Origin of the sequence: Pseudomonas sp. NPDC088890, assembly GCF_044900155.1 — a bacterium.
GTDB classification, from domain to species: Bacteria; Pseudomonadota; Gammaproteobacteria; order Pseudomonadales; family Pseudomonadaceae; genus Aquipseudomonas; species Aquipseudomonas urmiensis.
Genome location: NZ_JBJDNG010000001.1, coordinates 369,544 through 380,591 on the forward strand (window position 1 = coordinate 369,544; position 11,048 = coordinate 380,591).

The window sequence follows — 11,048 nt, forward strand, 5'->3', positions numbered from 1 at the left end:
GTCCCACTCGTTGTGTTCCCCAAGAAATCCCCGATAGGATGGCCCAAAGCTATTGCAGGGCTCTGGCACAGGGTTTTCGCAGTGCCTGCAATGAATTGACCCACTTACAAGAACACAACAGGGGACGGTCATGAGGGAGCGGGGAATGGCGCAAGCCAGGCGTGGTGCCTGGCCGCTGGCGACCGGCGCGATGCTGGTGCTGGCACTGGGGATATGGACAGGCAGCGTTGAAGCTGCTGCTGCCGATGAGTATTCGACCGAATCTGCCAAGGCCAGCGAAAGCCTGCTGATCGACGCTGCCCATGCCGGCAAGCGTCTGGTGGTGGTGGGTGATCGCGGCCATATCCTGTTCTCCGACGACCAGGGCAAGACCTGGACCCAGGCTCGGGTGCCCACCCGGCAACTGCTCACCGCAGTGTTCTTCCTCGACGACAAGCGCGGCTGGGCGGTCGGCCACGACGCACAGATCCTCGCCAGCACCGATGGCGGCGCCACCTGGAGCAAGCAGTTCGAAGACCTTTCCCGCGAAGCGCCGTTGCTCGACGTCAAATTCCTCGACGCCCAGCATGGCTTTGCCGTGGGCGCTTATGGTGCGCTGCTGGAAACCACCGATGGCGGCCAGCATTGGCAGGACGTCGCCGAGCGCCTGGACAACCCTGATCAGCTGCACCTCAATGGCATTGCCGCAATCAAGGACGCCGGCCTGTTCATCGTCGGTGAGCAGGGCAGCATGTTCCGCTCCAGCGATAACGGCCAGAGCTGGACCACCGTGCAAGGCCCCTACGAGGGCTCGCTGTTTGGCGTGATCGGCACCGCCCAGGCGCAGACCCTGTTGGCCTATGGCCTGCGCGGCAACCTGTACCGCTCGACTGATTTTGGCGACAGCTGGCAACAGATCGATCTCAAGGCCGCGCGTGGCCCGCTCGAATTCGGCCTGGCAAGCGCTACGCTTCTCGATGACGGCAGCCTGGTGCTGGTCGGCAATGGCGGCAGCGTGCTGCGCAGCCATGACGACGGCCAGACTTTCACGGTCTACAACCGTGCTGATCGGATTGCCTTGGCCGGGGTCAGTGGCCTGGCCGATGGCGGCCTGCTACTGGTCGGCCAAGGCGGGCTGCACCTGGCCAACGGCGAAGGCGCCGAAGAAGAGGTGCGGCCATGACTCGCCAGGAGAGCTTTGACATGCACCAGCACCATCAGGACAAGGCCACGCTGCTCGAACGGCTGATCTTCAACAACCGCCCGGTAGTGATCGGCCTGTGCTTGTTGGTGAGCATCTTCCTGTTCTGGCAGGCCACGCAGATCCGGCCATCGACCAGTTTCGAGAAGATGATCCCGCTCGAGCACCCCTTCATCGAACAGATGCTCGAGCACCGCAACGACCTGGCCAACCTCGGCAACACCGTGCGCATCTCGGTCGAAGCGGTCAATGGCGATATCTTCGACAAGGACTACATGGAGACCCTGCGTCAGATCCATGACGAGGTGTTCTACATCCCCGGTGTCGATCGGGCCGGGCTCAAGTCGCTGTGGAGCCCCAGCGTGCGCTGGACCGAGGTTACCGAGGAAGGCTTTGCCGGCGGCGAGGTGATCCCCAATACCTACAACGGCTCGGCCGACAGCCTCGACCAGTTGCGCGACAACGTGCTCAAGTCGGGCCAGGTCGGGCGCCTGGTGGCCAACAACTTCAAGTCGAGCATCGTCGATGTACCGCTATTGGAGAGCTACCCCGATCCGCAGGATCAGGGTAAGCAGATCAAGCTCGACTACCAGCAGTTCTCCCACCAGCTGGAAGAGAAGATCCGCGACAAGTTCCAGGCGCAGAACCCCAATGTGAAGATTCACATCGTCGGCTTCGCCAAGAAGGTCGGCGACCTGATCGATGGCCTGGTGATGGTGGCGCTGTTCTTTGGCGTGGCGCTGGTGATCACCTGGATCCTGCTGTACTGGTTCACCTGGTGCATCCGCAGCACCATCGCCGTGCTCATCACCACCTTGGTGGCGGTGGTCTGGCAGCTGGGGCTTATGCATGCAGTGGGCTTCGGCCTCGACCCGTACTCGATGCTGGTGCCGTTCCTGATCTTCGCTATCGGCATCTCCCACGGGGTGCAGAAGATCAACGGCATCGCCCTGCAATCGAGTGGCGCCGACAATGCCCTGACAGCTGCCCGACGCACTTTCCGCCAGCTGTTCCTGCCAGGAATGATCGCCATCCTCGCCGACGCCGTGGGCTTCATCACCCTGCTGATCATCGACATCGGCGTGATTCGCGAGCTGGCCATCGGCGCTTCGATTGGCGTGGCGGTCATCGTCTTCACCAACCTGATCCTGCTGCCGGTCGCCATCTCCTATGTGGGCATCAGCAAGAAGGCGATCGAGCGCAGTAAGAAGGATGCGACCCGCGAGCATCCGTTCTGGCGCCTGCTGGCCAATTTCGCCAGCGCCAAGGTCGCGCCGATCTCCATCGCCCTGGCCTTGGTCGCCTTCGCCGGTGGGCTGTGGTACAGCCAAAACCTGAAGATCGGCGACCTGGACCAAGGCGCGCCTGAGCTGCGCCCGGACTCGCGCTACAACCAGGACAACCACTTCATCATCAGCAACTACTCGACCAGTTCCGATGTCCTGGTGATCATGGTCAAGACCCCACCTGAAAGCTGCTCGATCCACTCGACCCTGGCGCCGATCGACGAGCTGATGTGGACCATGCAGAACACCCCGGGAGTGCAGTCGGCGATCTCCCTGGTGACGGTGTCCAAGCAGATGATCAAGGGCATGAACGAGGGCAACCTGAAATGGGAGACCTTGTCGCGTAACCCGGATGTGCTCAACAGCTCGATCGCCCGTGCCGATGGCCTGTACAACGCCGACTGCTCGCTGGCGCCGGTGCTGGTGTTCCTCAACGACCACAAGGCCGAGACCCTGGAGCGGGTGACCGCGGTGGCCAAGACGTTTGCCGACAGCCATAACAAAGAAGGCCTGCAGTTCCTTCTGGCGGCGGGTAATGCAGGTATCGAGGCGGCCACCAACGAGGTGATCAAGTCGGCCGAGCTGACCATCCTGATTCTGGTCTACCTGTGCGTAGCGGTGATGTGCATGATCACCTTCCGCTCGTTTGCCGCGACCTTGTGTATCGTTCTGCCACTGGTACTGACCTCGGTGCTGGGTAATGCGCTGATGGCCTTCATGGGCATTGGCGTGAAGGTCGCCACCTTGCCGGTGGTGGCCCTGGGGGTGGGGATTGGCGTGGACTACGGCATCTACATCTACAGCCGCCTGGAGAGCTTCCTGCGGGCTGGGTTGCCGTTGCAGGAAGCCTATTACCAGACCCTGCGCTCGACCGGTAAAGCAGTGCTGTTCACTGGTTTGTGCCTGGCGATTGGCGTGTGCACCTGGATCTTCTCGGCGATCAAGTTCCAGGCCGACATGGGCCTGATGCTGACCTTCATGTTGCTGTGGAACATGTTCGGTGCGCTGTGGCTGCTGCCGGCGCTGGCGCGGTTCTTGATCAAACCGCAGAAGTTGGCGGGCAAGGAGGGCGGCTCGATCTTCGCTCATTGATCGGTGTACGGGGCCGCAAAGCGGCCCCACAGGTATACTGCGGATCTTTGCACTTCAGGTACCCCTTCGATGACCACCCTCGCCACCGCCCTCGAATCCAGCGACATGCTCCTGATCGACGGCCTGCACGCCTTCGACTTCACCTTCGACGCCAACGGTCTGCTGATCGAGTGCATGGACGGCCGCGAACTCAAGCGCTGGACCTTCACCCCTGAGCAAGTCGCCGCGGCAATCGGCACGGGTGAAGAGTGGCGCCTCAACGATGATCAGGGCGAGCATCAACTAGTCTGTATGAGTGCCGTGTACGGCTCGGACGATGACGATGAATACGACGATGATGAACCGGACCTGGAAACGCCTGCTGGCCGCTAGTCTGATGAGCCTTGTTTTCCAGGCCCACGCCGCGACCCTGCTGGTGGGCAGCTACACCGACGGCGCCAGCAAGGGTATCTACCGCTACCATTTCGACACTGAACGCGGCCAGATCGATACCGAGCCGCTGCAAGTGGTCAACAGCGTCAGCCCGTCGTGGCTGGTGCTCTCTGCCGACCAGCGCCTCTTGTTTGCGGTCAATGAAACGCCCAAGGGCCAGGTCAGCAGTTTTGCCCTCAGCAGCAAGGGCGAGATCAAACCGTTGAACCAGGTCGCCAGCCAAGGCGATGAGCCGACCCACGCCAGCCTCAGCCACGATCAGCGCTACTTGTTCGTCGCCAACTACGCGGTCGCCGCCGACCCGGGCGGCAGCCTGGTGGTGATCCCGGTGGCCAAGGACGGCAAGCTCAAGCCGGTGGTGCAGCAGGCGCGGCATGCGCCGAGCAAGGTCAACCTCGAGCGCCAGGCCGGCGCCCATGTGCATTCGCTGGTGCCTTCGCCTGAAGGCCGCCACCTATATGCCAGCGACCTGGGCGCGGACAAAGTGTTCATCTACCGCTACGACGGCGCCAGCACCGAACAGCCGCTGAGCGCGGCGATTCCGGCCTCGGTCAGCCTGCCGCCAGGCAGCGGGCCGCGGCATTTGCTGTTCGATGCCAAGGGCCAGCACGCTTATCTCACCCTGGAGATGAGTGGCGAAGTGGTGGTGTTCGATGTTGAGGATGGCGCCCTGAGCGAGCGCCAGCGCCTGGCCTTGAGCGAAAGCCAAGACGCCGCTGCCAAGGCTTCGGGCGGCTTGCACTTGTCGGTCGATGGACGCTTTCTGTATGTCAGCAACCGCGGTACGGCAAATGAAATCGTGGTGTATGCAGTGGCCAAGGATAACGGCCAGCTAACCCTGCTGCAGCGCCGTTCGGTCGAGGGCGATCATCCGCGTGAGTTCGCCCTGGACCCCAGTGGCAACTACCTGCTGGTGGCCAACCAGAAGAGCAACCAGATCGTGGTCATGCGCCGCGACCCGCGTAGCGGCAAGCTCGGGGAGACGGTGCAGAAGCTGGCCCAGGATGCGCCCTCGGACCTCAAGTTCATCGAGTGACTATCAATAGGGGCTATCAACAGCGACTATCAACCGGGGTGATAATTGCTACTGCTGCAATGAATTTCAGTGGCAGAGCTTGGCGGCGTAAGTTTGACCCAAGGCCCACCCGGGCCACTGTCAAACCACCGATGTCGAGGTCAGCCCAGATGAACTTCAATCTCTTCCCGGTTATTGCCGCTTCCGCCATTTCCGCTTCTGTCGTGTTGCCTGCCCATGCGCACGCCGACACCAGCCGCAAGGCATCTGCCACCCACAGCTATACCGAGCAGTACCTGCGCCAGAGTGCCCATTTTCATGCGGCATTGAGTGGCAAGAACGCGGTGTGAGCACTGAACCTGTGGGAGCGGGCTTGCCCGCAAAGCATACACTGCGGCGTAGGGCCAGGGCTTTGCCCTGGTTCGCGGGCAAGCCCGCTCCCACAGGTTCCGCTCCCAGGCTAATAGCTATTTAGCCATAACGGCCTTGAACAGCTCTGAAGCCAGCCACCCCTGCAACCAGCTCCGCACGCGCGGATAAGCCGCCTCGGCGAACCACTGCGGTTCGACCCCGGCAAACTGGCGCATAAGGGGGAGCAGGGCAGCATCGGCCAGGCTTGGATGCCCGGCAAGTAGATAAGGCCGGCCTTCGAGCAGGCCTTCAAGCTCCGCCAGCCAGGGCTCGGCTTGCTGGCGGTAGTGCTCCCGCGAATGCTCGGGGTAGCGTTCGGCATACTTGTACAGGTTGACCTGGGTCTTGAACACGCTGTCGTTGCGTGCGATCAGGGCCTCAGCGTGCTGCGCCGCAGCCGGGTCTGCTTGCAGCCGCCAGTCCTGCGGATCGTTCAGCGCCAGTGCCCAGCGCATGATATCCAGGCTTTCTTCCAGTACGCCGTCGGCAGTCGCCAACACCGGCACCGTGCCCTTGGGCGACAGTGCCAGCAGTTCAGCCGGTTTGTTCTTCATTGCCACTTCACACACCTGTACGGCGCAGCCGGCATAGCGCAGGGCCAGGCGCGCGCGCATGGCCCAGGGGCAGCGGCGGAACGAGTAGAGGATCATCCGCACACTTCCACATCGCTCAAACCATTGCCCTGACGGCGCACCTGGATCTGCACCGGAATCCGCTCGTGCATCTCCTGCACGTGCGAGATCACCGCGACCTTGCGGCCTTGGGCCTGCAAGCCATCGAGGGCGTCCATGGCCAGTTGCAGCGACTCAGGATCAAGGCTGCCAAAACCTTCGTCGATGAACAGCGACTCGATGCGCAGGGTACTCGAGGCCATCGAGGCCAGGCCCAAGGCCAGGGCCAGCGAAACCAGGAAGGTCTCGCCGCCAGACAATGAGTGCACCGAGCGCAGCTCATCGCCCATCTCGGTGTCCAGCACCAGCAGGCCAAGGGCACTGCCGCCGCGTTTAAGGCGGTAGCGCTTGGCCAACTGGCGCAGCTGGCTGTTGGCGTGGTGCAGCAGCAAGTCGAGGTTGTAGCCCTGGGCGATCTTGCGGAACACATCGCCAGAGGCCGAACCGATCAGGGCATTCAAGCGCGCCCAGCGTTGCCACTGTTGATAGGCCTGCTCGATCTCTGCGGCCAGGGCCTGATGGGCTTGTTGGCGACGCTGGTCGTCGGCCTGTTGCGCGCGCAGTTCGGCGCACTGCTGTTCATGCACTGCCAGTTGTTGCTGCAGCTCGCTGAGGGTCTGCTCCAGTTCTTCAGTGGGCATTTCGCTGATGGCGTGCTGGTTGTGTTGTTGCAGGCGCTGCTGGCGCTCTTGCAGCAGCACGCGGCCTTGTTCGATGGCTTTGTCGGCAGCTTGCACGCGTTGGCGTAGCTCGGCCACTGCGCCATCGTCGATAGCCAGCAGCCGGTCCAGGCCTTGGTCGTCCAGCTCCGGATGATCGGCGCGCCATTGGCTGATTTGCTGTTGCAGCGCCTGGTGCTCCTGCTCCAGGGCCTCGCGGCGCTGTTGATTGGCCTTGAGTTCCGCAGCCACTTGCAGGCTTTGCGTGTTGGCATCCTGGAGCGCCTGGGCAGTAATGGCTTCGCTGCTGCGCGCCTGTTCTACCTGCTGCTCCAGATGCTGCTGCCAGGCTTCGGCATTGGCGTGCTCGGCCAACAGTTCGGCCAGGGTCGCGCGCGCTTGTTGCTGTTGCTCGGCAAGACTGGCCAGCTGCTGCTGCAGCTCGCCCTGACGTTGCAGGCGCGCTTGCTGCTGGTCGCGCAGGCGTTCCAGTTGTTGCTGGCGCTGCTGCTGTTGTTGCTGTTCGTCCTGTTGCTGCTCCAGCTGGAGCATGCGCTGGGCCACCTGTTGATCCAGAGCCAGGAAGGCATGCGCAGGTTCGTCGCGCAGGGCCTGGAGAATGTCAGCAGGCAATACCCCGGCAAAATCGGCCAATGCCTGCTCCAGGCGTTCCTGGTCGGCGTCGAGTGCCTGGTGCTGCTGGTCGAGACGCCGCTGCGCCTGCTGTTGCGCTTCGTTGGCGGCCTGCAATTGCTGGGTGAGGCGGGCAGCGTCCTTTTGCAGGGTCAGTAGCGCGCTCTGGCGTTGTTCGTCGCGGCTGATTTCGCCGTCCAGACGGCGCAATTGGCCCTCCAGCCAGTTGCTGCGGCTGCTGTCGTCCTGAGCACTGAGCGAAGGCCACAGGGCATGCGCCTGCAACTGCTGCTGCAGCGGTTGCAGCTGTTCGACCAATTGCCCCTGCTGGTGCTGGTACTCCTTGACCTGGCCATTGACCATACCGACCTGGGTGCGCAGGTCGATCAGGCGCGCATTGAGGCTTTCCACCTGAGCCAAGGCAGCGGCTTCTTCGGCCTGGTCATGTCGGCCAAGACTATTGAGCAGCGCCTCGGGCTGATGGAACGGGTGCTCGGCGCTGCCGCAGACTGGGCATGGCTCGCCATCGCGCAACTGGGCGCGCAGTTCTTCGACGCTGGTATTGCGTGCCAGGCGCTGGCGTTCGAGCAACTGGCGGGTCAGCGTCAGGGCTTGCTCGGCGGTTTCCAGCTCGGCCTTGGCCGACTGGCCTTCGGCGATCAATTGCTGGCGTTGGTGCAGGCCCTGTTGCTGACGTTCGCGCAGCGACTGGATGTTCTGTTGCAGCTCTTGCTCGCGGGCGTGCAGGCGTGACAGTTCTTCCACGGCGCGCTGCTGCTTGCGGTTCTCCTGCAGCATAGTGCCGAGCAGGTCGAGCTGTTCGGCCAGCGCCTGCGGCTCGGCGCCAGCTTCATGGAACAACACCTCGAAGGCGTCGCGCTGCTCCTGCAACTGGGCATTGGCCTGGCTGGCCTGGGCTTGCAGGCCGGGCAGTTCATCGCGGCCCTGGCGCAGGCGATTGCCGATTTGCAGCAGCTGCTGCAGTTGCCCGCGATAGGCCTGCCAAGCGCTGCCCAATGTGGCCAGCGGGGCGCTGTCGGCCAGGGCGGCATCGATTGCGGCCAGTTGCTGCTGGCTGCGCTGCTGCTGCTCGTCGAGTTGCTGCAACTGCTGCTGAGCGTCACTGACGGCCTGCTCGGCGTCTCGGGCGAGGTCGCCAAGCTTGGCTGACTCACTGTCCAGACGCGCCAGGTTGTCCTGGGCGGCGAAGGCTTGGCGCAGGCGCGGGGCGCTGTCGCTTTGCACGGTCTGGGCCTGGCTCAGCGCCTGGCGTGCCGCTTGCAGAGCGTGTTGCAGCTCCAGGGCGCGTGCTTGCAGGCTCTGTTGCTGGTCTTGCTGCGCCGCAAGCGCAGCAGCCAACGGCGTAAGCTGGCTGGCCACGGCTTGCTGGCGCTGGAACGGGTGGCGCTGCGGCGCCAGGCGTTCCAGGTGCTGCAGATCCAGGCGCTGTCCGGCCAGTTGTTGCCAGTCGTGCTCAGCGCTTTGCAAGGCTTGGCTGGCGGCGCTGTGCTGGGCTTGCAGTTGGTGCTGTTCACTGAGCCAGGCGCGGTGCTGTTGCAGTTGGCGCTCGCGCGCCTGCTCGGCCTTGAGCGCTTGTTGCGCCTGCTCCAGGCGCTGATCGAGCTCGGCGCGAGCCTCCACGGCCATAGGCAGCAGGTGGCTGGCGCGCTCCTTGAGGGCGTTGTGGGCATCGCCCGCTTCTCGCGATTTACTGAACGCACGCTGACCGAGGCGGGTATAGATCGCAGTATTGGTGAGCTTTTCCAGCAGTTCGCTGCGCTCTTTGTCGTCGGCCTTGAGGAAGGCGCTGAACTCGCTCTGGGCCAACATCACCGCGCGGGTGAACTGCTCGAAGTTCAGGCCCAGGCGCGCTTCGACCAATTGCTTGTATTCGTTCTTGCCGCTGCCCAGCAGCTGCTCGCTGTCCAGATCGTAGAGGCTCTGGCGACTGTGCTGCAACTTGCCGTTGGCCTTGTCGCGGGCGCGGTTGGCCTCCCAGCGGGCGCGGTAGCGGTGGCCGTCGATACCCACGAAGTCGACCTCGGCAAAGCCGCTGCCGGTGCCCCGGCGCAACAGGTTGCGCGGATCGTAAGTGGGGATGTCGCCGTCGGCGTCTGGCACCTTGGCCTCGCGGCCGATCGCATTGAGCCGCGGCACGGTGCCGAACAAGGCCAGGCACAGGGCATCGAGCAGGGTGCTCTTGCCCGCGCCGGTCGGGCCGGTAATGGCGAACAGACCAGCGCTGGCCAAGGGCTCGGCGGTAAAGTCGATGTCGATCGGGCCGGCCAGCGAGGCGAGGTTTTTCAGGCGAATGGCAAGGATCTTCATGGCTGCTCCTGCTCCAGCTGGACATCCTGCAGGAGCAGGGCGAAATCGCTCAGGGCCTGCTCGTCGACGGGATTGCCGTAGGCTTGCTCCCAGGCCCGGCTGAACAAGTCCTGCGGGGTCATCTGGCTCAGCTCGACGAACTCCAGCTCGTCCTCCTCCAGCGTCCCGCGCCCGGCATATTCGGCACTGATGCGCACCAGGCGCACGGCCTTGCCTTGCAGCGCCGTTTCAATCTGCTGGCGCAGGTCTGGCTGCGGCTCGTCCAGGCGTACCCGCACTTCCAGCCAGGGCTGGCGATTGGGGTCTTCGAGCAGGTCGATCACCGGCAGCTCGGCGAGCTGTTCGAGCAGCTCGGCCAGCGGCGCCGGGCCCATGCGTTGCAGGGCCACAGCGCGGGGCACCGGCCGCGGTTCGACGCTGACCAGCTCGGCACCGTCCAGCTCGACTTCCAGCACCTGGTGGGGGTAGTTGATTTCCGCGAACGACAGCGGGATCGGCGAGCCGCTGTAGCGGATGCGTTCTTCGCGATTGACCTTCTGCGGCTTGTGCAAGTGGCCCAGGGCGACGTAGCTGATGGCCTTGTCGAACAGCTTGGCTGGCAGCGCCTCGGCGTTGCCGATGATCAGGCTGCGTTCGGAGTCTTCGGAGATCGAGCCGCCTGCCATATGCGCGTGGCTGATGGCGATCAGCGCCTGGTCTTTCTTGCGTTTGGCCTGGCCGGCAGCGATCAGTTGCTGATGCACCTGGGTGATGCCTTGCAGGTAATCGTCGCCCAACTGCGGGCCGGTGACTTCGGCGGGACGCAGGAACGGCAGGGCCAGGCACCAGGCGCTGACCTTGCCACGGGCGTTGGTCAGGGGAATCAACAGGCGTTCGGCGTCCAGCTGGCCTTCGTCGAGCCAGTGCACCCGGCCCAGGGCGTGGGTGCGCAGGCGGCGCATCAGCGCGGCGGGCAGCTCGATACGCGAGCCGGAGTCGTGGTTGCCGGCGATCATCACGATGTCCAGCTTGGGCTGTTGCTCGTGGGCCTGGACGATGAATTCGTAGAGGCGTTCCTGGGCTTTGACCGGCGGGTTGACCGTGTCGAAGATATCGCCAGCGATCAGCAGCGCGTCAGGCTGGCGCAGTTTCAGCTGGCCGAGCAGCCAGTGCAGGAAACAGGCGTGTTCGAAATCGCGTTCCTGGCCATGCAGGCTTTGGCCCAGGTGCCAGTCGGAGGTGTGAAACAGACGCATGGGTGACCTGTAGGTGTTGAGTCGGGGTTGCTTGCGATGGAATTTTTGCGGGTGGGTATGGTAACCCAAGTTGCGATCCGCAATGTGCGGTGGATGTGCGGGCCTC

General features: G+C 63.6%; 8 protein-coding genes. 5 read left to right on the forward strand and 3 right to left on the reverse strand.

All coding sequences use genetic code 11. The annotated features are described in order from the left end of the window. Positions 1 to 130: 130 nt before the first annotated feature. The 5 genes from ACI2JX_RS01710 to ACI2JX_RS01730 all read left to right on the forward strand — a co-directional run bounded on the left by ACI2JX_RS01710 (position 131) and on the right by ACI2JX_RS01730 (position 5,355). The gene (locus ACI2JX_RS01710; protein WP_368971766.1) at positions 131 to 1,162 is read left to right on the forward strand and encodes a WD40/YVTN/BNR-like repeat-containing protein; all 1,032 of its coding nucleotides are present in this window, start codon (positions 131 to 133) and stop codon (positions 1,160 to 1,162) included. A gap of 20 nt (positions 1,163 to 1,182) precedes the next feature. Continuing rightward, on the forward strand, positions 1,183 to 3,558 hold the full coding sequence (locus ACI2JX_RS01715; protein WP_264233798.1) for an RND family transporter: 2,376 nt from the start codon (positions 1,183 to 1,185) through the stop codon (positions 3,556 to 3,558). A 69-nt stretch (positions 3,559 to 3,627) separates the two neighbouring features. Continuing rightward, positions 3,628 to 3,930 (forward strand): DUF5629 family protein, encoded by a 303-nt coding sequence (locus tag ACI2JX_RS01720; protein WP_404689211.1) that lies wholly within the window; start codon positions 3,628 to 3,630, stop codon positions 3,928 to 3,930. Then, entirely contained in the window at positions 3,896 to 5,026 is a 1,131-nt protein-coding gene (locus ACI2JX_RS01725) for a lactonase family protein (protein WP_404689516.1), read from the forward strand. The genes ACI2JX_RS01720 and ACI2JX_RS01725 overlap by 35 nt, the downstream gene beginning before the upstream one ends. Positions 5,027 to 5,175: 149 nt before the next feature. Continuing rightward, positions 5,176 to 5,355, forward strand: a complete 180-nt coding sequence (locus ACI2JX_RS01730) for a hypothetical protein (protein ID WP_368971764.1) — start codon at positions 5,176 to 5,178, stop codon at positions 5,353 to 5,355. A gap of 117 nt (positions 5,356 to 5,472) precedes the next feature. Here ACI2JX_RS01730 and ACI2JX_RS01735 read toward each other — a convergent pair whose 3' ends face one another. The 3 genes from ACI2JX_RS01735 to ACI2JX_RS01745 are packed head-to-tail and all read right to left on the reverse strand — an operon-like array spanning position 5,473 to position 10,942. Beyond that, positions 5,473 to 6,066: a glutathione S-transferase gene (locus ACI2JX_RS01735; RefSeq protein ID WP_404689212.1), complete on the reverse strand. Its 594-nt coding sequence runs from the start codon at positions 6,064 to 6,066 to the stop codon at positions 5,473 to 5,475. Next, positions 6,063 to 9,707: an AAA family ATPase gene (locus tag ACI2JX_RS01740; protein ID WP_404689213.1), complete on the reverse strand. Its 3,645-nt coding sequence runs from the start codon at positions 9,705 to 9,707 to the stop codon at positions 6,063 to 6,065. Before ACI2JX_RS01740 ends, ACI2JX_RS01735 begins: the two co-directional genes overlap by 4 nt. Then, on the reverse strand, positions 9,704 to 10,942 hold the full coding sequence (locus ACI2JX_RS01745; protein WP_264233789.1) for an exonuclease SbcCD subunit D C-terminal domain-containing protein: 1,239 nt from the start codon (positions 10,940 to 10,942) through the stop codon (positions 9,704 to 9,706). The genes ACI2JX_RS01740 and ACI2JX_RS01745 overlap by 4 nt, the downstream gene beginning before the upstream one ends. Between the last annotated feature and the right edge of the window lie 106 nt (positions 10,943 to 11,048).

Coding starts and splice junctions, on each gene's coding strand:
- ACI2JX_RS01710 (WP_368971766.1), top strand. CDS start 131: ATGAGGGAGCGGGGAATGGCGCAAGCCAGGCGTGGTGCCTGGCCGCTG.
- ACI2JX_RS01715 (WP_264233798.1), top strand. CDS start 1,183: ATGCACCAGCACCATCAGGACAAGGCCACGCTGCTCGAACGGCTGATC.
- ACI2JX_RS01720 (WP_404689211.1), top strand. CDS start 3,628: ATGACCACCCTCGCCACCGCCCTCGAATCCAGCGACATGCTCCTGATC.
- ACI2JX_RS01725 (WP_404689516.1), top strand. CDS start 3,896: ATGAACCGGACCTGGAAACGCCTGCTGGCCGCTAGTCTGATGAGCCTT.
- ACI2JX_RS01730 (WP_368971764.1), top strand. CDS start 5,176: ATGAACTTCAATCTCTTCCCGGTTATTGCCGCTTCCGCCATTTCCGCT.
- ACI2JX_RS01735 (WP_404689212.1), bottom strand. CDS start 6,066: ATGATCCTCTACTCGTTCCGCCGCTGCCCCTGGGCCATGCGCGCGCGC.
- ACI2JX_RS01740 (WP_404689213.1), bottom strand. CDS start 9,707: ATGAAGATCCTTGCCATTCGCCTGAAAAACCTCGCCTCGCTGGCCGGC.
- ACI2JX_RS01745 (WP_264233789.1), bottom strand. CDS start 10,942: ATGCGTCTGTTTCACACCTCCGACTGGCACCTGGGCCAAAGCCTGCAT.